General features: G+C 62.6%; 14 protein-coding genes. 9 read left to right on the top strand and 5 right to left on the bottom strand.

Annotated elements, in window-relative coordinates; translation table 11 throughout:
- Window positions 1-14: 14 nt before the first annotated feature.
- Window positions 15-2,660, bottom strand: a complete 2,646-nt coding sequence (gene pepN / locus D5400_RS16380; RefSeq protein ID WP_126010984.1) for an aminopeptidase N — start codon at window positions 2,658-2,660, stop codon at window positions 15-17.
- A gap of 254 nt (window positions 2,661-2,914) precedes the next feature.
- Here pepN and D5400_RS16375 point away from each other — a divergent pair, with 254 nt between their 5' ends.
- Together D5400_RS16375 and D5400_RS16370 are read left to right on the top strand one after the other, a co-directional pair.
- On the top strand, window positions 2,915-5,221 hold the full coding sequence (locus D5400_RS16375; RefSeq protein WP_126010983.1) for a xanthine dehydrogenase family protein molybdopterin-binding subunit: 2,307 nt from the start codon (window positions 2,915-2,917) through the stop codon (window positions 5,219-5,221).
- Between the two features lie 286 nt (window positions 5,222-5,507).
- Window positions 5,508-6,374: a DMT family transporter gene (locus tag D5400_RS16370; RefSeq protein ID WP_425364933.1), complete on the top strand. Its 867-nt coding sequence runs from the start codon at window positions 5,508-5,510 to the stop codon at window positions 6,372-6,374.
- A 3-nt stretch (window positions 6,375-6,377) separates the two neighbouring features.
- On the opposite strand, the gene D5400_RS16365 is transcribed toward D5400_RS16370, so the two are convergent.
- A complete protein-coding gene (locus tag D5400_RS16365; RefSeq protein ID WP_126010982.1) occupies window positions 6,378-6,887 on the bottom strand; it encodes a CBS domain-containing protein in 510 nt (169 codons plus the stop codon).
- 260 nt (window positions 6,888-7,147) lie between these two features.
- Between D5400_RS16365 and D5400_RS16360 the strand changes: the two genes are divergently transcribed.
- Window positions 7,148-8,350: a sensor histidine kinase gene (locus D5400_RS16360; RefSeq protein ID WP_126010981.1), complete on the top strand. Its 1,203-nt coding sequence runs from the start codon at window positions 7,148-7,150 to the stop codon at window positions 8,348-8,350.
- Window positions 8,351-8,368: 18 nt separating this feature from the next.
- On the opposite strand, the gene D5400_RS16355 is transcribed toward D5400_RS16360, so the two are convergent.
- Together D5400_RS16355 and D5400_RS16350 are read right to left on the bottom strand one after the other, a co-directional pair.
- Window positions 8,369-9,640 carry an MFS transporter gene (locus D5400_RS16355; RefSeq protein WP_126010980.1) on the bottom strand — a complete coding sequence of 424 codons (1,272 nt, stop codon included), beginning with the start codon at window positions 9,638-9,640 and terminating at the stop codon, window positions 8,369-8,371.
- 170 nt (window positions 9,641-9,810) lie between these two features.
- Window positions 9,811-10,710 (bottom strand): uracil-DNA glycosylase, encoded by a 900-nt coding sequence (locus tag D5400_RS16350; RefSeq protein WP_126010979.1) that lies wholly within the window; start codon window positions 10,708-10,710, stop codon window positions 9,811-9,813.
- 167 nt (window positions 10,711-10,877) lie between these two features.
- Here D5400_RS16350 and D5400_RS16345 point away from each other — a divergent pair, with 167 nt between their 5' ends.
- The 4 genes from D5400_RS16345 to D5400_RS16330 all read left to right on the top strand — a co-directional run bounded on the left by D5400_RS16345 (window position 10,878) and on the right by D5400_RS16330 (window position 15,242).
- Window positions 10,878-12,548 (top strand): electron transfer flavoprotein-ubiquinone oxidoreductase, encoded by a 1,671-nt coding sequence (locus D5400_RS16345; protein ID WP_126010978.1) that lies wholly within the window; start codon window positions 10,878-10,880, stop codon window positions 12,546-12,548.
- Between the two features lie 12 nt (window positions 12,549-12,560).
- Complete coding sequence (locus tag D5400_RS16340; protein ID WP_126010977.1) at window positions 12,561-13,433, top strand: endonuclease/exonuclease/phosphatase family protein; 873 nt, start codon at window positions 12,561-12,563, stop codon at window positions 13,431-13,433.
- A gap of 76 nt (window positions 13,434-13,509) precedes the next feature.
- A complete protein-coding gene (locus D5400_RS16335) occupies window positions 13,510-14,124 on the top strand; it encodes a LysE family translocator (RefSeq protein WP_126010976.1) in 615 nt (204 codons plus the stop codon).
- 164 nt (window positions 14,125-14,288) lie between these two features.
- Window positions 14,289-15,242, top strand: coding sequence for a diacylglycerol/lipid kinase family protein (locus D5400_RS16330; RefSeq protein WP_126010975.1), 954 nt, complete (start codon window positions 14,289-14,291; stop codon window positions 15,240-15,242).
- On the opposite strand, the gene D5400_RS16325 is transcribed toward D5400_RS16330, so the two are convergent.
- A complete protein-coding gene (locus D5400_RS16325; RefSeq protein ID WP_126010974.1) occupies window positions 15,211-16,713 on the bottom strand; it encodes an AMP nucleosidase in 1,503 nt (500 codons plus the stop codon). The genes D5400_RS16330 and D5400_RS16325 overlap by 32 nt on opposite strands.
- Before the next feature lie 310 nt (window positions 16,714-17,023).
- Between D5400_RS16325 and D5400_RS16320 the strand changes: the two genes are divergently transcribed.
- Window positions 17,024-18,991 (top strand): HAMP domain-containing methyl-accepting chemotaxis protein, encoded by a 1,968-nt coding sequence (locus D5400_RS16320; RefSeq protein ID WP_126010973.1) that lies wholly within the window; start codon window positions 17,024-17,026, stop codon window positions 18,989-18,991.
- A 158-nt stretch (window positions 18,992-19,149) separates the two neighbouring features.
- A complete protein-coding gene (locus tag D5400_RS16315) occupies window positions 19,150-21,153 on the top strand; it encodes an AI-2E family transporter (protein WP_126010972.1) in 2,004 nt (667 codons plus the stop codon).
- Window positions 21,154-21,160: the final 7 nt, after the last annotated feature.

Here is a 21,160-nt window from a genome sequence, read left to right as displayed (position 1 = left end):
GTGTTTCAGGCGCCCTATGCCAGCGTTCGTTTCACGATGTCGCTGACGTCGGTGGAGAGCCCCTCGGCCGCGGCAATTCGCGAAAGCGCAGCACGTGCGTGTTCGCGCCGGCCGGCTTCGAGCGAGCGCCAGGAGCGCATGGAAGTCAAAAGGCGGGCGGCGAGCTGCGGGTTGCGGGCGTCGATCGCAAGCACCTGATCGGCCAGGAAACCGTATCCCGCGCCGTCTTCGCGGTTGAACCCCGTGGGGTTGCCCGATGCAAAGGCACCGATGAGCGCCCGCACGCGGTTCGGGTTGGAGAGCGCGAAATGGCGTGTTTCCATCAGCCCCTTCACATGATCGAGCGTATCGGCGCCCGGTGCCATGGCCTGGATCGACAGCCACTTGTCGATCACCAGCGGGTCGCCGCCAAAGCGTCCCTCGAAGGCCGCGAGAGCTTGTGTGGCCTCGGCCGATCCCGGGAAGAGATGCGCCAGAATCTGAAGCGCCGATGCCATGTCAGTCATGTTGTCGGCCTCGTCGAAAACCCCGAGAGCGCGTTTCGGGTCCGCTTCGGCAATCGACAGATAGCTGAGCGCAACGGCCCGCAGCGCGCGCTTGCCCGCACTGATCGCGTCCGGCGAGAAGAGCCCGGGCGTTGCCATCTCGTCGAACAGTTTTTCCGCGACCGGTTTGAGGGCCTGGGCGACCGCGGCAAGCACGGCGTCGCGGCCGCGCTTGATCGCATCCGGATCGATATTGCTGCCGAGTTCGCGCGCAATGTCGGCCTCGCTCGGCAGGCTGAGCGCCTGGGCGCGGAAGGCCGGCTCCAGCGTCTCGTCGCTGGCACTGGCGATCAGCGCTGCGATGAGATCGGGATCGACCGCCACCGTCCGACCGTCACGCGAAAGCTTCGCCGCATCCAGCAGTATCCGCATCGCAAATTCGTTCAGCGCCTGCCACCGGGCAAAGGCATCGCTCTCGTGCTTCGCGATATGGGCGAGATCGGCCGATGATTGTTCGAAGGACAAATTGATCGGCGCGGAAAATCCGCGGTTGAGCGACAGCACCGGCCGGCCGCCCAAGCTCTTGAAGACGACACTCTGGCGGCGTTCGGTCAGATGGATGACGTCGCCATCGACGCGCGCACCTGAAACCTCCGCTGGTTCAGCTTCGCTTCCGTCTTCGAGCAGCAGCCCAAAGCGCAAGGGGATGTGCATGATCTTCTTGGCGCTTTCACCGGGCGTTGCGGCCACCGACTGTTCCAGATCGACGGTCAGGCTGTCTGAACGCTGGTCGTAGTTGACGGACACGCTGACGGTCGGCGTGCCGGCCTGATGGTACCAGATGGCGAACTGGGCAAGGTCGGTGCCGGTCGCATCCTCGAAGGATTTGACGAAATCCTCGATCGTCGCGGCTTCACCATCATGACGCTCGAAATAGAGATCCATGCCCTTGCGGAAGCCCTCGGCGCCGAGGATCGTCGCGATCATACGCACGACCTCCGAGCCCTTCTCGTAGACCGTCGCCGTATAGAAATTGTTGATCTCGCTGTAGGTCACCGGCCGGGGCGGGTGAGCGAGCGGGCCGGCATCCTCCGGAAACTGGTGCGCCTTCAAGAGCCGCACCTCGGCAATGCGCTTGACCGGGCGCGAGCGCATGTCGGCGGAGAATTCGTGGTCGCGGTAAACGGTCAGCCCTTCCTTGAGGCAGAGCTGGAACCAGTCGCGGCAAGTGATTCTGTTGCCGGTCCAATTGTGGAAGTACTCATGCGCGATGATCGCCTCGATATTGGCGTAGTCGGCATCGGTCGCAGTCTCGGGGTCAGCCAGCACATATTTGTCGTTGAAGACGTTGAGACCCTTGTTCTCCATCGCCCCCATGTTGAAATCGGACACCGCGACGATCTGGAAGATGTCGAGATCGTATTCGAGCCCGAAGACGTCTTCGTCCCACTTCATCGAGCGCTTCAGCGCGTCCATGGCATAGGCCGCGCGCGCCTCCTTGCCGTGCTCCACATAGATCTTGAGGTCGACCGATCTGCCCGACGCGGTGGTGAAGACATCGTCGACGACGCCGAGGTCACCGGCGACCAGCGCAAAGAGGTAGGACGGCTTGGGGTGCGGATCGTGCCAGACCGCATAGTGCCGGTTCCCATCGAGCGCGCCGGCTTCCACGGGATTGCCATTCGAAAGCAGGAGCGGGGTCTCGCTCCGGTCGCCCTCGATTCGAACGGTGTAGACGGCGAGAACATCCGGCCGATCGAGGAAATAGGTGATCCTCCGGAAGCCTTCAGCCTCGCACTGGGTGCAATAGACGCCATTAGAGCGATAGAGACCCATCAGCTGCGTGTTGGCGGCCGGGTCGAGCTTGGTCGTGACCGTGACGGAGAAAGTGCCGTCCGCCGGCAGATCGTGGATTGTCAGCCGATCCGGCGTGACCTCATATCTCTGGCCCTCCGCGGTTTCGTTGTCGATGGCAAGCGAAACCAGTTGCAGCGCGTCGCCGTCGAGCACCAGCGGTGCATCGGTCGGAACGCCATCGCGGCGACGGAGCGTCATCTGGCTCACCACTTCCGTGTCCGCGCCGGCCAGGCGGAACGTCATCGACACCGTCTCGATGGCAAAATCGGTCGGACGGTAATCGCTCAGATGAAAAACCTGGCCGGTCTCGGTACGCATGAATGGCACGCCTTGCTGACTGTGAGGGATCGTGCTGTCCTATCGGAACAGCGTTGCCATGGAAAGCGCGGCGGCAATGCTGGCGCCGATGGGCAAACGATGTTTTTACCTATTCGGGCTCGACATTCGCGCGCTTGGATTTAACTATCGGACGGTCAGAAAGCGGCCGGTGCGATCTCAGCACCCGTTTCGCTTTCGCGTCATTCGGCTCCGTCTCCCAAGCCGCCTTCATCGACGAGATACAGGACAATTTCATGACGATCGCTACACCGAAATTCGGAGTGGGTGCTTCCGCCTTGCGCAAGGAAGACGACGCGCTGATCAAGGGCGAGGGCCGCTATACCGACGACGTCAAGCGCGAAGGCGCGCTGCATTCCTATGTGCTGCGCTCGCCCCAGGCAGCCGGCACCTTCAAGATCGGGTCGCTCGACGAGGCAAAGGCGGCGCCCGGCGTGAAGCTTATCCTCATTGCCAAGGACATCGCTCATCTCGGCCCGATCAAATGCATGGCCAAGGCCAAGCAGCCGAGCGGCGAGGAGCACCCGGTGCGCGATATTCCGCTGCTGGCTGCGGACCGGGTGAGCTATGTAGGCGACGCGATCGCCTTCATCGTTGCCGACAGCATCGATCAGGCACAGGACGCCGCCGAACTGATCGAGGTCGATTACGATGCCGAAGACGCCCAGACCGATCTTGCGACCGCGCTCGATGAGGGAGCGCCGCTCGTCTGGCCGGAACTCGGCAGCAATCAGCTCTACCTCCACGAGAACGGCAACCGCGAAGCGACGGCCAAGGCCTTCGATGCCGCCACGCATGTCACCACGATCCAGTTCGTCAACAATCGCCTCGTGTCGAACTATCTGGAGCCGCGTGCCTGCGTCGCCGAGTGGGACGATGAGGCAGGCTTCACCATCGTGGTCGGCAGCCAGGGCGTTCACTCCATGCGCCGGGCGCTGGCGCAACACGTCTTCAAGATGGATCTCGATAAGGTCCGCGTCATCAGCCATGACGTCGGCGGCGGCTTCGGCACCAAGATGTTTGCCTATCGCGAATATCCGCTCGCCATGGAGGCTGCACGGCTCCTGAAGCATCCCGTCAAATGGACGTCCGATCGCACCGAGCATTTTCTCACCGATGCGCATGGCCGTGACAATCTTGTCACCGCGTCGATGGCCATGGATGCGGATGGCCGCTTCACGGGCCTCCGGATCGAGACGATCGCCAATATGGGCGCCTATTGCCACACATTCGGTCCGAACATTCCGGTGATCGGCTCAACCATGTCGACTGGCGTCTACGACATTCAGAACCTCGATCTCACCATTAAAGCGGTCATGACCCACACCGCGCCGGTCGATGCGTATCGCGGCGCTGGCCGGCCCGAAGCTGCCTATCTGATCGAGCGCCTGGTCGATGCCTGCGCGCGCGAAACCGGCCGCAAGCCGGAAGAGCTTCGCCGTATCAATTTCATCCGGCCCGAGCAGTTTCCCTACAAGACGCCCACCGGCCGCCAATACGACGTGGGCGAATTCGACGGGCACATGACCCAGGCGATGGACCGTGCCGGCTGGGCTGATTTCGAAGCCCGGCGCGCGGAAGCGGCGTCTCGCGGCAAGCTGCGCGGCATCGGCATGGCGACCTACATCGAGGCCTGCGCTTTTGCCGGCTCCGAACCGGCCCATCTCGAACTGAACGGTGACGGCACGATCACGCTCTTCATCGGAACCCAGACGAACGGGCAGGGCCATGCGACGGCCTACAGCCAGTTCATCGCGGAAAAGATCGGCATCGATTTCGACAAGATCATCGTGCGCCAGGGCGACACCAAGGAGCTCGATCGCGGCGGCGGCACTGGCGGTTCGCGGTCGATTCCGCTCGGCGGCGTCTCGGTCTCCAACGCCTCCGAGATTCTTGCCGAGAAGATCCGCAAGCTCGCCGGCAAGGAACTGGAAGCCGGGCCAGAGGATATCGAACTGGTCGATGGCCAGGCGCGCATCGTCGGCACGGACCGCGCGGTGAACTACGGCGATCTCGCAAAAGGCGCGACCGATCCGGAAGATCTGAAAGCCATGTCCGACATCAAGCAGGACGAGGCGACCTATCCGAACGGGACCCACATCGCCGAAGTCGAGATCGATCCCGAGACCGGCCATGTGGATGTTGTCGCCTATACGATCGTCGACGATTTCGGCGTGACGGTGAACCCTATTCTTCTCATGGGCCAGGTCCATGGCGGCGTCGTGCAGGGCATCGGCCAGGCGCTCGGCGAGCAGGCGGTCTACAGCGACGACGGCCAGCTGATCACCGCCTCCTTCATGGATTACGCCGTGCCGCGGGCAGACAACGTGCCGTTCATCCAGTTCGAGACGCGCAATGTGCCGTCTACGACCAACGCGCTCGGCATCAAGGGCGCGGGCGAGGCCGGCACGATCGGGGCGTGTCCGTCGATCATGAACGCCCTTGTTGACGCGCTCGATGGCCCGCTCGGCATCCGCCACGTAGAAATGCCCGCAACGCCGGATCGGATGTGGGCACTGATCCAGGACGCGAAGGGCCACTAAGCGCCGAAATAACCCTGGGCGAGGGACGGTCTTCCGGTTCTTGAGGCTGGTTTCGTCTCTGCGGCCGGTGTTTTTTCAGACATCGGCCGCGTTCCCGGCTAATCAGGGTTGCTTACCAAACCCCTTGAGTCGTGCCGTGACCCCTCCTTCTCCTGCCAGGCAGGCCAATTCGTCATCCCCGGAAGCCGCATCAGCCGCGCCGGGTGACGTGTCTGCTCTCGCTCCCGACCCGGAGACGATCCGCGGCATCCTGCTCAAGATTGCTTCCGTCACGGTCTTCATCGGCATGTCCACCTGCATCAAGGCGGCGGGTGAGGGGATTCCTGCAGGTCAGATCGTTTTCTATCGGTCGCTCTTTGCGATGGTGCCGATCCTTACCTACCTGGCTCTGCGCCGGCAGCTGCGCACCGCTTTCGCCACGACAGCACCCCTGTCGCACTTTCTGCGTGGCCTTGTCGGCGTCTGCTCGATGGGCCTCGGCTTTTATGGCCTGACGAAGCTTCCCCTGCCGGACACGATCGCGCTCGGTTACGCGATGCCGCTGCTGACCGTCGTTTTCGCGGCGATTTTCCTGAAGGAGCAGGTGCGCATCTACCGCTGGAGCGCGGTGCTCGTCGGTCTCGTCGGCGTCATGATCATATCCTGGCCGCGCCTCACGCTGTTCAACAGCGGCGTCGGGTCGTCCGAAGAAGCGTTCGGCGTGCTGGCCATTCTCGCCTCCGCCGCACTCGGCGCCTGCGCGATGATCCTCGTGCGGCGGCTCGTCGCCACCGAGCGGACGCCGACGATCGTGCTGTATTTCTCGCTCTCGGCAACGCTGCTTGCGCTTTTGACGCTGCCATTCGGCTGGGCAGCACTCGACGCGGAGCGGTTCGCTTTGCTTATGGCTGCCGGCTTCTTCGGTGGCGTCGGTCAGATCCTGCTGACCCAGTGCTACCGCTATGCCGATGCTTCGACGATCGCGCCCTTCGAATACACCTCCATCATCCTGGGCATTGCAATCGGCTATCTGATGTTCGGCGACGTCCCGACCTGGTCGATGCTGCTTGGCACCGCCATCGTCATCGGTGCCGGCATCTACATCATCGTGCGCGAGCATCAGCTCGGCCTCGAACGGCGCGCCGCGCGCAGGCTGGTCACGCCGCAGGGCTGATCGTCAGCTCGTCAGGAAGGCGATCAGGATCACCGTGTAGATCAGGATGCCCGCCGCGATCAGCACGAATTGCAGGTTGGACGAGATCGTTGCCCGGGTGACGTCCCGCGCATGGTCGATCATGTCCGGCCAGGTGTAGGACACGAAATCGCCCTGCGTCATGATAGCCGTCACGCGACCTTCGTTGTCCACCACAGGCAACCGCCGGAAACGCTCGTTCGACATGATCTGCAGCCATTCGACGACATTGTCGTCGGCATGGGCGACCTTGACGTTGCGGGTCATGATGTCGCCGAGCATCGTTTGCTGCGCATCCCGACCCTGGTTGATGAGCCGCTTCATCAGATCGCGCTCCGTCACGATCCCTAGAAGCTTGTTTTGCGGATCGACGACCACCACGGAGCCGTAATTCATCTCCGACATCTGCTTCACCGCTTCGCTCACCGGCGTATCGGGCGGGAATGCGAGCGGTTTCGGCTTGTTCATGAACTCTTTGCGTTCGCGTATGCGCATCGTGATGCTCCCGGATGCAAAGCCCCCATGCCGAGAGGTAGCGTATCATGCGGTGAGGCATAGCGTCGCAGCAGAAATTATGGAGCTCCGTCTTCAACACGGTGGGGGCTGGCGCACTTGGCAAATGGCGGGAAGGTGAGCCAAAGCTTGGAAAGCGCAATGGCAGATCCCATCTGATGCGCCGAACGAAACAATGCTCGACCGACCATCAACCGGGCACATGACGGGGCCGCCAGAGGGGCGGGGGATACGCATCATCCATGAATGAATCGCTTCAAGGCACCCTGGCGGTCGAAACGTTGACGACCGACGAACTCACCTACCGCCTGTCCCAGCAATCGCTGCTCGCCGAATTCGCAAGCTTCGCCTTGCAGTCGCGTGATCTCGACGCAGTGCTGCAGCGAGCGACGGAACTGTGCTCCGCTGGCCTGCGCACGCCCTATGCGAAAATCCTGTGTTACCGGCCCGAGCAGAACGACCTCCTGATGGTCGCCGGCGTCGGCTGGGAAGAAGGCTCGGTGGGCAATGCGGCACTTGGTGCCGATCTGGCCTCGCCGGCGGGCTTTGCCTACCATACGCGTCAGTCGGTCCTCTCGAACCATCTGGAGCACGAGGAGCGGTTCCGCACACCCGAACTTTTGCGCAGGCACAACATCCGTCGCGCGATCAATGTGCTGATCGAGTATGGCGACGGGCCGGAACGCTTCGGCGTCATGGAGGTCGACAGCCCCGATGCCGGCATGTTCGACACCTCCGACGCGCATTTTCTGGCGGGTTTTGCGGCACTGCTCGGCATCGCCATCGAGCGCCAGCATAAGGACCGGCTTCTGGCGCAGGCGCTGGAGCACCAGTCGCTTTTGACACGTGAAATGAGCCACCGGGTGAAGAACTCGCTCGCTGTCGTGTCCAGCCTGCTGCGCATCCAGGCGCGCGGCGGCGTGTCGGACGAGGTGCGCAAGGCGTTGGACGATGCAGGATCGCGAGTCGCGACCGTCGCGCAGGTGCACGATCATTTGTGGCGCGGCGAGATGGTGGGCGAGGTCGACCTTGTCGGGTTCCTGCGCGATCTCTGCCGCAACCTTGAAGGCGCAGGTCCCGGACATCCGATCTCCTGCGAAGGCCCGTCGCCGCTCCAAATGTCGGCCGACCGCGCCATCCCGCTGGGGCTGTTTGTCAATGAAACGATCACCAACGCGATGAAATACGCCTATCCAGAAGGCCAGCATGGCCCGATCTCCGTCAAGGTCGACGCCGATCACGAGCGAGTCACGGTCAGCGTGAGTGATCAGGGCAACGGCTTCCCGCCGGACTTCGACTTCGAAGCCGCCCGCGAGAGCCTCGGCCTCAAGATCGTGAACTCTTTTGCGCGGCAGTTGGAAGCGGAACTCAAGATCGAGCCCCGCGCCAATCCCGGCTGCCGCTTCACGGTCAGCTTCGCGCGCAGCGCTTCAGTCGCGCACTAGGCGGTTCAAGCTCACGCCTCAAGCCGCTGGCCGCTCCTGGATCACGTCGTCGGGGGTGGCGTCGACGCGCGGATCCAGTTCCACCGTCTGCGGCGTCTGCCCCTTGCCGATCGGGATCGCGCGGAATTCGGAACGCGCCTCATCGGCCGGCTTGGCGCGCTTGGTGGTGCGATAGAAGGCGTAAGCCGAATAGAGCCCGAATGCCGTGGCGATCGTCGCAAAGAGCGCCCACGGCCCAAACGCATCCATGGCGGCACCCGTGACGAGTGGTCCGATCATCGTGCCGAAGCCGTAAATGATCAAAAGGCCGCTCGAGACCTCCACGAACGCGTTCGGCTCGGCGTGGTCGTTCGCATGGGCGACGTTCAGCGAGTAGATCGGGAACAGAACAGAGCCAAGCAGGAACATCGTCAGGAAAAACGCCCAGCGGCTGTCGACACCGACCAGAACGGCGGCCAGCGACAGCACCAGGCCGACCAGCCCTGCGAAGATCATGACATAGCGGCGGTCGGTGCGGTCCGAAAACCGGCCGAGCGGGATCTGGAACACCGCTCCGCCAATCATGGCGGCTGCGAGCATCGTCGCGCCTTCCGCGGTGGAGAGCCCGCTCTGCTGCGAATAGACGGGCCCCAGATTGCTCCACGCACTCGCGATCGCTCCGGCCAGCACGGCGCCGACGACGGAGGCTGGCGAGTTGCGGAAGAGCTTGCGGATGTCGAGCGTCACCTGGCTCAGCGGCTGCGGTGACTGCGCGCTCGATATCCCGGTCGGGATCACCGCCAGGCTGTAGAGCAGCGCGCCGACGATGAAGAGCGTGGGTCCGGCCGCATCGCCAAGCGGTACGGCAAACTGGCCCATCATGAGGCCAAGCATCGAAATGGTCATGTAGACCGAGAACACGCTGCCGCGCGTCTCGTTGGTCACACGCTCGTTGAGCCAGCTTTCGATGACCATGTAGCCACCGGCAATCGAAAAGCCCGCTACGGCGCGGATGGCGATCCAGGCCAGCGGATGAACGATCAGCGCATGCAGCAGCACAGACACCGACATCAGGGTCGCGAGCACGGCGAAGACGCGCACATGCCCGACGCGCAGCACAAGCCGCGGGGTCAGCACGCACCCGGTCGTGAAGCCGATCGCGTAGCTCGTGGCCATCAGTGAAACCGACAGCGTCGACCAGCCCTCGGCAACGGCGCGAAGCGGCAGCAGATATCCGGCAAGACCGCCGGCCATCAGCATCAGGAACGCCGAAGAAAGCAGGCTGCCGATTGGCAAAAGATTGGTGATCATGGGCAAGCGCCGCCGATTTTGTTGTTGTCGTTATGGGCAAGGATTTGAGGAGGGGTCGCGACGCAGTCGGACCGCGGCGCCCGCCCTGAACCCCGAATTGCACGAAATCATGGCAGACGCAGGCTCAATGACGACACGTCAGCTGTCATCCGGCGCCAAATGGCCTGAAATTACGCGTCGAGCCGGGCCTTGAGCGCCAAAAGGTCGCGCCAGGCGACTTTCTTGTGGGCCGGACTTGCGAGCAGAGCCTGTGGGTCGAGCATCGGCAGTGCCGGCCAGGTGCGATCGCCAAGCCGATAGTCCGTCCAGGTGCCACACTGCGCGGTGATGTTGCCGGTCATGTCCATGAGCCCCTTGGTCACGACATTGCCGAGGACAACGAGGATTTCCGGATCGACGAGCTCGATATGGCGCTCGGCAAAGGGCCGGCAAAGCGCCACCTCATGCGGCGTCGGCGTTCGATTGCCGGGCGGCCGCCAGAAAATCAGATTGGTGAGATAGGTGGTCTCACGGTTAAGCCCGATTGCGCCCAGCATCCGGTCGAGCATCTGGCCCTCGCGCCCCACGAAGGGGAGGCCTTGCAGATCTTCCTCGCGCCCGGGTGCGCCGCCGACGATCATCACCCGCGCCTGCGGATTGCCATCGGCAAAGACTGTGGTCTTGGCGCTGAATTTGAGGCTGCAGCCGGCATAGTCGCTCACGGCCTCGCGCAGTTCGGCAAGCGTCGTGGCTTGCCGTGCCTTCTGCCGCGCATCGGCAAGCGCGACCTCGTCGGGAATGATCCCGACCGGCATACCGTTCGACTGCTGCGAGGATTGTACGACGCGACCTTCGCCGGGACCCTCGCGCGGCGTCGCCGGCAGAGGGCGGGGATCCCGCTCGCCTGGCCGAACTGACACATCGGCACGCCCGGCGATCGGACCGGATCGCTCGGAGCGTAGGGTCGCGCTTTCCGCGAAGCGATCGATCGCGGCATCCTCCAGCATGCAGTCGACACCGGCATCGGCGTAGAAGGCGAGCAGGGCAGCCAGATCGCGATCTGAGAGCTGGGCGAGATCGTTGGAATGCATGCCCCTCAATTATCGTCCTTCCGCGGCGCTGGCAAACGCGCAGGGATTTCCCGGCCGTCTCGGGAACGGGACGGGTCGACAATGTGTTGACGTTTTGCCATGGAGAGTAGGCTTTCAGCGGCGGTGCGTGCCGGCATCTCTGCTCCAGACGAATGAGGAAACACCGGATGAACGACACGACTGAGGCTGCAATCGAACGCGAAAGCATGGAATTCGACGTCGTGATCGTCGGCGCTGGCCCTGCTGGTCTGGCAGCCGCGATCCGGCTGAAGCAGCGCGATCCCGAGATCAACGTCGTCGTGCTCGAAAAGGGTGGCGAGGTCGGTGCCCACATCCTGTCCGGTGCCGTCGTCGATCCATCCGGCATCGACCAGCTCCTTCCCGATTGGCGGAGCGAAGCGGATCATCCCTTCAAAACCCCCGTCACCGAAGATCAATTCCTCGTGCTCGGCCCGGCAGGCGGCATGCGCCTTCCAAATTTCCTCATGCCCCCGCTGATGAACAATCACGGCAACTACATCGTGTCGCTCGGCAATGTCTGCCGCTGGCTTGCCGGGAAAGCGGAAGAGTTAGGCGTCGAAATCTATCCGGGCTTTGCAGCTGCCGACCTGATCTATGACGATGCCGGCGCCGTCATCGGCGTGGTGACGGGAGATATGGGCGTGGAGCGCGATGGCACGCGGGGTCCGAGCTTCCAGCCCGGCATGGAACTGCTTGGCAAATACGTGCTGGTTGGCGAAGGCGTGCGCGGCTCGCTCGCCAAGAAGCTGATCGCCAAATATGCGCTTGCCAAGGACAGCGAGCCGCAGAAATACGGTATCGGCCTGAAGGAACTCTGGGAGGTGAAGCCCGAAAACCACCGCTCGGGCCTCGTGCAGCATTCCTTCGGTTGGCCTCTCGATTACAAGACCGGCGGCGGCTCGTTCCTCTACCATCTCGAAGACAATCTCGTCGCCGTCGGCTTCGTCGTCCACCTGAACTACAAGAACCCGCACCTGTCGCCCTTCGACGAATTTCAACGGTTCAAGACGCATCCGAAGATTGCCGACGTGTTCGAAGGTGCCAAGCGCGTTTCCTATGGCGCCCGGGCGATCTCCGAAGGCGGCTTCCAGTCGGTACCGAAGCTCGTCTTCCCGGGCGGGGCGCTGATCGGCTGCTCGGCCGGCTTCGTCAACGTGCCGCGCATCAAGGGTTCGCACAACGCGGTACTGTCCGGGATGCTGGCCGCCGAACATGTGGCGGATGCGATCAAGGCGGGACGCTCGCATGATGCGGTCGAGGGATACGATCAGGCCTGGCGGACATCGCCGGTCGGCGACGACCTGAGCCGGGTACGCAACGTCAAGCCGTTCTGGTCGCGCTTCGGCATGGCCGGCATTGCGCTCGGCGGCATCGACATGTGGCTGACGACGCTGTTTCGCGGCTGGTCGCCTTTTGGAACCCAGAAGCACGGCGTGGCAGACCAGGAAGCGCTCGAGCCGGCCTCCAAGCACAAGAAGATCGACTATCCGAAGCCAGACGGCGTCCTCACCTTCGATCGGCTCTCCTCAGTCTATCTGTCCAACACCAATCACGAGGAGGATCAGCCGGTCCATCTCCAGGTGAAGGACATGGACCTGCAGAAGAAATCCGAATGGGGCGTCTTCGCCGGCCCATCTGCGCGCTACTGCCCGGCCGCTGTCTATGAGTGGCACACGGAAGGCGGCGGCGAGCCGACCTATGTGATCAACGCGCAGAACTGCGTGCACTGCAAGACCTGCGACATCAAGGATCCCAACCAGAACATCAACTGGGTTCCGCCGCAGGGTGGGGAAGGGCCGGTGTATCAGAACATGTGAGGCGCCGGGCGGATGCTGGTCCGCCTGTCGGCGCTTCTCGCTGCAATGGCGATCCTCGTCGGCTGCACGTCCTTACCATCGAACGACCAGCTGGACAGTGCCCGCTTACGCGTCGCCAGCCTCAACGCCCTCTATATCCGCCCGTCGGGTCCGCGTTTCGAGGCGTGGCTCGATCGGCGCGAGGCCATGGTGTCCGCCATCGCCGAGATCGACGCGGACATCTTCGCACTGCAGGAAGTCGAGACATTTGACGGCAGGCCGTTGCATGAGGAGAATCTTCAGCTCGATTTCCTGATGGAGCGCTTGCCGTCCTATGGGTTTGCGGCAATCGGACCGCCTGAAACCGTACCGTCGACCCAGCCGATCCTTTACCGCAAAGATCGGTTCAGGCTGCTCGACGAGGGGTTCTATTTCTATCCCGGCCAGGGCGATCCCGTTTTTCCCCGCCGCGCCGATGGGCGACAGAACCGCTATGCAAGCTGGGCGCTCCTCCAGCCGCTGGAGGGTGGTCCACCGATCCACGTCCATAACTTCCACTTCGACCATCAAAGCGGCACCCGGCGACAGGAGGCCGCTTCCAAGATCGCCACGGAGATAGCCCCGGCGATCGCCCGCGGCGAGCCGGTGCTCGTCATCGGGGACCTCAACGCGCTGCGCCATTCGCCCACAGCCGCAATCCTGCGCCGGGCGGACCTGGCGTTCTCATGGATCACCGGCCCCACGTTCCACTTCGGAACCGGCATCGGCGCTTTTCCGGCGATCGATCATCTTCTTTATTCCGAACGCTTCGAACCCGTTGGCCGCGGTGTCGTGTTCCGGCGCAATTATGATGGCCAATTGCCCTCGGACCATCATCCCGTCGTGCAGGACTTCATCTTGGACTGAGGCGGTCGATGCGCTTTCCCGGGCGCGGCCAAAGGCGTATTGTCCACGCCTCTAATGTCATCGTGGATTGCCTTTCATGGACCTCGCTGCCCTGTCCGTTTTTGCCGGTGCGCTTTTCGTGGCTGCTGCTTCGCCGGGACCCGGCATCGCCGCGATTGTTGCGCGGGTGCTGGGCACCGGCGCGGGCGGTGCGGTGATTTTTACCGCCGGGGTCGCCTTCGGTGACGTGCTGTGGCTTTCCGCTGCGATCGGCGGCCTCGCGCTGCTGGCCCAAAACTTCGCGCTCGTCTTCCAGGCGGTGAAATGGGCGGGCGTGCTCTATCTCGTCTATCTGGCCTACAAAATGTGGACGTCCGCGCCAAAGCCTACGAATGTGCGCGCCGCAGAGGGCGGTGAGCATCCGCTGGTGCTTTTTTCGGCGGGGCTTGCAGTGACGCTCGGCAATCCGAAGACCATGGTTTTCTACATGGCGCTCCTGCCCAATCTCATCGACCTGGAAGCGGTCACGATGCTCGGCTATGTGGAGCTGTCAGCGATCACGCTTGCCGTTCTCGCCATCGTCTTCGGGTTCTATATCGTGCTCGCGGCCCGGGCGCGGCGGCTTCTGACGCGCGCCCGCTCGATGCGGATCGTCAACCGCTTTTCCGCCACGGCCATGGTCGGCGCTGCAGCGTGGGTCGCAGCCCGCTGACTCTCAATCAGAATTCGAGCAACAGGCTGTAACTTTTCGTTCGCTTGACCGTTTAGGCGGCGGCATCAATATGGTGGCGCGCCCGCCGGCCAAAGCTGGCTCCCATCTTTGTTTTTCAGATGGATGAGGCAGGCGCGTCCCGACCGCTGATTGGATCCTCGACCATGAATGTGCATGCAGTCTTCAACCGCGACGGCGGAACGTTCCGCACGATGGATATGGATGCGTTCTGCCAGACCGCCACACGCATCTTCGAAGCGCATGGCCATACGCTCACGTGCGAAAACGTGACCGGCAAGCAGATCAAACGGAAGCTCGAGGCAGTCGCGGCCAAGGGTGACGTCGATGTTCTCTTGGCCGGCGGTGGTGATGGCACGATTTCCACGGCGGCCGGTATCGCCTGGAAAGCTGGCATGCCGCTTGGCGTGGTGCCGGCGGGCACCATGAACCTTGTTGCGCGAACCTTGAAGGTGCCGCTCGATCTGGAAGAGGCACTTGAATCCCTGGCGGCCGGTGAGATTATGGATGCCGACATTGCGAGCGCCAACGGCCGCGCCTTCGTGCACCAGTTCTCGATCGGCATGCAGGCCCGCATGGTCCGGCTGCGCAACAGCTACTCGTTCAAGTCCCGCTTCCAGAAGATCATCGCGACGAGCCGTGCTGCCATGGGCGTCATCCTCGATCCGCCGGTCTTCAAGGTGTCCATCGATATCGATGGCAAGTCCGAGACCCGCAAGGTGTCCGCGATCGCCGTCTCCAACAATCACTATGGCAACGATTCCTTGCTTTATGCGGACACGCTGACAGGCGGCCAGTTGGGCATTTACATCGCCAAGCCGCTATCGACGGCCGGCATGACGCGTCTTGCGGCCGACATTCTGCGCCGTCGCTTCCGCGACAATGAGAATATCGACGAGATCGGCGCCATGAAGGTGCACCTCTATTTCCCCAAGCTCTATTCCAAGGCGCGTGCTGTCATCGACGGCGAGTTGGTGGAGCTGGAGCGAGACGTGACCATCCTGCTCCACCCGGGCGAGCTGAAGATCCTCGCGCCCAGCCAGACAGCTTTGGACGCGAAGGGCGCATCTACTGGAAAGCAGTCTCGTAAAAGCTCCTGAGCTTGCGCGAATGCAGACGCTCGGGTGGCATGGCGGCAAGCTTCTCCATCGCGCGGATGCCGATTTCCAGATGCTGGCTCACCTGCGTCCGGTAGAACGCCGTTGCCATGCCGGGAAGCTTCAGCTCGCCATGAAGCGGCTTGTCCGAGACACAAAGCAGCGTTCCGTAGGGCACGCGAAAGCGGAAGCCGTTTGCCGCGATCGTCGCCGATTCCATGTCGAGCGCGATCGCGCGTGACTGGGAGAGCCGCTTCACCGGTCCGCGCTGGTCGCGCAGTTCCCAGTTACGATTGTCGATCGTGGCAACCGTGCCCGTGCGCATGATGCGCTTCAGATCGTACCCTTCCAGCCCTGTGACTTCGGCAACCGATTCCTGCAGCGCGACCTGGATTTCGGCAAGCGCCGGAATGGGCACCCACACCGGAAGATCGTCGTCGAGCACGTGGTCTTCGCGCACATAGGCGTGGGCCAGCACATAGTCGCCCAATGTCTGGCTGTTGCGCAGGCCCGCGCAGTGGCCGAGCATCAGCCACGCATGCGGCCTGAGCACCGCGATGTGATCGGTAATGGTCTTCGCGTTAGATGGCCCGACACCGATATTCACCATGGTGATCCCGCCATGGGATTTCTTCTTCAGGTGATAGGCCGGCATCTGTGGCAGCCGCACGCCGGCCACGCCTTCCGTTGGCTCGTCCGAGCCAGCAGGCGTCATCAGATTGCCCGGTTCGACGAAGGCTTCGTAGCCACCGCCGCCTTCCGCCATCAGACGGCGGGCGAAGGCGCAGAATTCATCCACGTAGAACTGGTAGTTCGTGAACAGGACGAAATTCTGGAAATGGTCGGCATTGGTCGCGGTGTAGTGCGACAGCCGCGCCAGCGAGTAATCGATGCGCTGCGCCGTGAAGGGCGCGAGCGGCGAGGGCTCGCCGGGTCCGGGCTCGTAGGCGCCATTGGCGATCTCGTCATCGGTGTTCGTCAGGTCCGGGGTATCGAAGAGATCCCGAAGCGGCACAGCGAAGTTTTCCGCGAAGGATGCTTCCACATAGGCGCCTTCGCCGAAAGCGAAATGCAGCGGGATCGGCGTATCCGATTCCGACACGACGATCGGTACGCCATGGTTCTTCAAAAGGAGCCCGATCTGGTCCTTCAGATAGGGTGCGAACAGTTCCGGCCGCGTGATCGAGGTCGTGTAATGCCCGGGCTGGGTCACATGCCCATAGGAGAGGCGCGAATCAACATGGCCGTAGGAGGTCGTGTAGAGGCTGACCTGCGGGTAGTAGGCGCGATACCGCGTAGCGGGCGGAACGCCCTCACTCAGGCCTCTGAACGCGTCGGTCAGGAACGCGGTGTTGCGGGCATAAAGCTCCGAAATGGCTGCCAGCGCTTCATCCGGATCAGAGAATGATCGCGGTTCGTAAGCGTCAGGTGACAATATGCGGGCGTCGGTGTGGTCGAAAGTCTTCTTGTCCATGCTCTACTATAGGCATCGCTTCGTGACAGGGAAATCGCCAACGCTAATTTTCCACGCAAGGGGCACCTACTGGAATTGATGATATGCAATTAATGCCTTCTTCATAGACGACTGCCACCAATGATATGGCTTGGAGACTGGTACTTCGCCACCAGATTGCATGATGCAGTTCTCCCGGACGCCTCCCATCGGCGGCATGGCGTTGCGACGAGATGATCTCTCGGCGCGTCCCTCTCATCAACGATCGTCAAACAGCCGTTTAACGGCCCGCTTTCGCGCGGGACCGACGCTATGTCCATGGGAACAAAGAATGTCGAAGATAAAGATAAAGCAGCTGCTGCCGGCCCTTTTCGCGCTGATGGCGCTGATTGCGCTGGCTCAGGGCGCACTGGGCTATTCGGCGGTGGCGACACTGCGGGAGCAGGTACAGGAATTCAGTGAGCGTCGTGTCCAGATCGGTCAACTGATCAACCAGATCGATGCTGCGACGGCCGACATTCGATTGGCGCACGCAAATCACACCATGGCCATCACCCCGGAAGAGACGGCTGAAGTCGAAGATCGGATCGTGCGCCGCATGGAGCGGCTGGATGAGCTGAACGCTCTGTACTTGACCTATCTGACGACGGATACCTCGCGCGGACTTCATGCTGAGTTCACACAGGCTTGGGGCGCCTACATGGACTCGGCGAACGAGATGCTGGAGCGTTCGCGCCTGAACCGGAAAGGCGCCGCCCAGAGCATGTTCATGGGTTCTCTGCGTGTCGCCTATAACGAGATCGACAGCCGGATCGCCGCCATGCTCGATTTCAACGACCAGATGAACGCGAACGCCGTGGCAGAGGCTGAAGCAGCCTACGAGCAGGCGCGCATCGTCACAATCGGTGCCGTCCTCCTGTCGATTTTGCTGGCGATCGGGGCGGGCGTGCTTGCACTCAACCGGATTTCCAAACCCATCACCCGCATCACCGCGTCCATGAACGCGCTCGCTGCAGGTGACCTGCAGAGCGAAATTCCGTTCTCCGACCGCAGGGACGAGATCGGTGACATGGCGGCATCGGTGGCGATCTTCCGCGATGCCGGCCGCGACAAGATCCGTCTGGAGCAGGAGGCAGAGGACGGCCGTTCGCTGACCGAGAAGGAGCGGATCGCCCGCGAAGCCGAAAAGGCACGGGAAGCAGCACAGATCGAAATGGCGATCACAGCCATCGGCGAAGCGCTCGGCCGTCTGGCGGATGGCGACGTTGCCTATCGCATCGACACCGAATTCTCCGGCAAGCTCGATCGTCTGCGTCTGGATTTCAACGACGCCGTGGCAAAGCTCGAGGAAGCGCTGCGGGCTGTCGGCGGCAATGCAAGCGGCATCTATGCAGGGTCGGAAGAAATTCGCGCCGCTGCCGACGATCTCTCCAAGCGCACCGAACAGCAGGCGGCCTCCGTCGAGGAAACCGCAGCAGCGCTCGAGCAGCTGACGACGACGGTGAAGGACGCCACACGTCGCGCGGAAGAGGCTGGCCATCTCGTCGCCAAGACCCGCGAAGGTGCTGAGCGTTCCGGTGAGATCGTCGCCAGGGCCGTCGGCGCCATGGGCGCGATCGAAGCTTCGTCCGACAAGATCGGAAGCATCATCGGCGTTATCGACGACATCGCCTTCCAGACCAACCTTCTGGCACTCAACGCGGGTGTCGAAGCCGCACGGGCAGGTGACGCGGGTAGGGGCTTTGCGGTTGTCGCCCAGGAAGTCCGGGAGTTGGCACAGCGCTCCGCTCAGGCAGCCAAGGAGATCAAGACGCTGATCACCAGCTCCGGTGCACAGGTCAAGGAAGGGGCATCTCTCGTCAGCGAAACCGGCAAGGCGCTCGAAGCCATCGTGGTCGAGGTGCAGGAAATCAACCGCCACGTCGTTGCGGTCGTGGAAGCCTCGCGCGAGCAGTCGCTCGGTCTCGGCGAAATCAACACTGCCGTGAACCAGATCGACCAGAACACCCAGCAGAACGCAGCCATGGTGGAACAGTCGACGGCGGCAAGCCATAGTCTGGCCCGTGAGGCGACGGCGCTCAACGAACTGCTCGCGCAGTTCAAGATCGGCGGCATGGATGGCCATGAAAGCCGATCGACGACGCCAAGGCAGCGGCCCGTTGTTGCGGCGGCCGAGCACAGCGCGACGAAGCGGCCCGAATCGCCGGCCCGCGCGCTTGGCCGCAAGCTTGCCGGTGCATTCTCTCCGCGCAGTGAAGGCAATGCGGCGCTGAAGGCGTCGGACTGGGAAGAGTTCTGATCGCATCGCTCGAGAGTCCCGCTTAAAAAGCGGGGATCGGGGAAGGGGGAAGGCGGCCTGATGGCCGCCTTTTCTTTTCATGAGATCGCCCTAAGGAACCAATCGAGGCAGGCCCCGTTCTGGTCCTGTCTGACCGTCGCTCGCGGTGAGGCATCGAATTGGGTGCGAGCGTGGTGGAATTCATGCCGCAGCAGGACAGCAAGCGAAGCGCAGCCATCGCCGGCGGCGCTTTAACTCCTAAAGTCACACCAGCAGGAACGGCTGTTCGCCAGGCCGCCCCCTTCGGCCCGCAGTCGCTGATCGCCGCGATCGCAGTCGTCACGGCGCTCTATTTCGGTCGGGATGTATTCGTGCCGATCGCCCTGGCCGTCCTTCTGACCTTTCTTCTTTCGCCCATCGTTTCGCTGCTGCGGCGCTGGCGAATCCCGAGATCCATCTCGGTCGTCACGGTCGTCATCATGGCGATGTTCACGATCTTCTGCTTCGGCGTCGTCGTCGCCAATCAGGTGAGCGTGCTTTCGTCGAACCTGCCTTCCTATCAGTTCAACATCCAGAACAAGATCCGCGACCTGCGCGAAACGCAGTTGGCGAGTGGCTCCTTCGACCGCGCCGCAGCCATGCTCGAGGCGATCGAGCAGGAGATCCAACAGGCCGAAGAGGTCGACGCGGCAGATGCAGAGGCTTCCGGCACACCGGCCCCGATGCCGGTGCGGATCGAGGAAGCGCCTCTTACGCCGCTGGAGATGCTGCAGACATTCGTCGTCCCGCTGATCGAGCCGCTGGCCACAGGCGGCATCGTGATCGTGTTCGTGATCTTCATGCTTCTGCGGCGGGAAGATTTGCGGGATAGGTTCATCCGCCTCGCCGGATCGACCGATATCCATAAGACCACCAGCGCCTTGCAGGATGCCGGGCGACGCGTCGGCCAGTATCTGTTGATGCAACTGGTCGTGAACGTCACCTACGCCATCCCGGTTGCCGCAGGTCTCTGGTTCATCGGCGTGCCGAACGCGCTCCTGTGGGGCTTGCTCGCCCTCGTGCTCCGCTTCGTTCCTTATGTCGGTCCGATCATTGCCGCGTTCTTCCCGCTGGCACTGGCGATCGCGGTCGATCCGGGCTGGACGATGCTGTTTTATACCGCGGCATTGCTCATCACGCTGGAACTGATATCCAACAACCTGATCGAGCCGTGGCTTTACGGGTCGCGCACAGGCCTCTCACCGGTCGCCATCATTCTTGCAGCGATCTTCTGGACGTGGCTCTGGGGGCCCATCGGCCTGCTTCTTTCCACACCCCTGACGGTTTGCTTCGTCGTGCTTGGGCGCCACGTTCAGCAATTCGAATTTCTCGACATTCTCCTCGGCAACGAGCCGGTCCTCGCCCCACACGAGCGGCTCTATCAGCGCTTGCTGGCCGGCGATCCGGACGAAGCGACGGAACAGGCGGAGATTTATCTGCGCGAGCGTCCGATCCGCTCATTTTACGACGATGTTGCCATCCCGGCGCTCGTTCTGGTCGAGCATGACCGCTCGCGCGGCGTTCTGGATGATGCACATCGCGAGATGGTCGCGACGAGCGCGGTGGAGCTCGTCGAGAACCTGTCCGAACATGAGGATGTCGAGGCTGCCGAGGACGCGAGCGAAAGAGACTTGAAACACGCTGCTGACCCGGATTTGAAGCTGAACCCAGGACGCATCGTCTGCGCGGGTGCTCGCGGCAATCTCGACGATGCGGCGGCCTTCATGCTGCGCGATGCGCTGGAACACGCCTCGATCCACGCGCTGGACGTCCCGCACGAGATGCTCCAGCCGACCCAGCTTCGCAGTTTCGATTTCGACGATATCGGTACGATCGTGGTGGGTTATCTGAACAGCGAATCCATCGCACACGCCCGCTATCTGGTGCGTCGCCTACGGCGCCAGAGCCCCAAGCTGACAATCATCATCGCATTTTGGGGTGCGACAGGCGGCCGGGACGAGTTGGCGAAGATCGAGGACGCGATCCGTCCCGACGCAGTCTGCACGACGATCGTGGAAGTCGTGGCAGCGCTGAAACCGCTTGCCGAGGTGTCGAAGGAAGCTGAGGCGAGAGCGGCTGTCGAAGGCGCGGAGGAAGATCACGCATCTGTTGGGCTTCTGTCGGAACCGCAGCCTGCCGTTTAACGGTGAT

It is taken from the genome of Georhizobium profundi, assembly GCF_003952725.1.
In the GTDB taxonomy this organism is placed as follows: domain Bacteria; phylum Pseudomonadota; class Alphaproteobacteria; order Rhizobiales; family Rhizobiaceae; genus Georhizobium; species Georhizobium profundi.
This window is presented reverse-complemented; position numbering and strand designations above follow the sequence as displayed.

Coding starts and splice junctions, on each gene's coding strand:
- pepN (WP_126010984.1), bottom strand. CDS start 2,660: ATGCGTACCGAGACCGGCCAGGTTTTTCATCTGAGCGATTACCGTCCG.
- D5400_RS16375 (WP_126010983.1), top strand. CDS start 2,915: ATGACGATCGCTACACCGAAATTCGGAGTGGGTGCTTCCGCCTTGCGC.
- D5400_RS16370 (WP_425364933.1), top strand. CDS start 5,508: ATGTCCACCTGCATCAAGGCGGCGGGTGAGGGGATTCCTGCAGGTCAG.
- D5400_RS16365 (WP_126010982.1), bottom strand. CDS start 6,887: ATGCGCATACGCGAACGCAAAGAGTTCATGAACAAGCCGAAACCGCTC.
- D5400_RS16360 (WP_126010981.1), top strand. CDS start 7,148: ATGAATGAATCGCTTCAAGGCACCCTGGCGGTCGAAACGTTGACGACC.
- D5400_RS16355 (WP_126010980.1), bottom strand. CDS start 9,640: ATGATCACCAATCTTTTGCCAATCGGCAGCCTGCTTTCTTCGGCGTTC.
- D5400_RS16350 (WP_126010979.1), bottom strand. CDS start 10,710: ATGCATTCCAACGATCTCGCCCAGCTCTCAGATCGCGATCTGGCTGCC.
- D5400_RS16345 (WP_126010978.1), top strand. CDS start 10,878: ATGAACGACACGACTGAGGCTGCAATCGAACGCGAAAGCATGGAATTC.
- D5400_RS16340 (WP_126010977.1), top strand. CDS start 12,561: ATGCTGGTCCGCCTGTCGGCGCTTCTCGCTGCAATGGCGATCCTCGTC.
- D5400_RS16335 (WP_126010976.1), top strand. CDS start 13,510: ATGGACCTCGCTGCCCTGTCCGTTTTTGCCGGTGCGCTTTTCGTGGCT.
- D5400_RS16330 (WP_126010975.1), top strand. CDS start 14,289: ATGAATGTGCATGCAGTCTTCAACCGCGACGGCGGAACGTTCCGCACG.
- D5400_RS16325 (WP_126010974.1), bottom strand. CDS start 16,713: ATGGACAAGAAGACTTTCGACCACACCGACGCCCGCATATTGTCACCT.
- D5400_RS16320 (WP_126010973.1), top strand. CDS start 17,024: ATGTCGAAGATAAAGATAAAGCAGCTGCTGCCGGCCCTTTTCGCGCTG.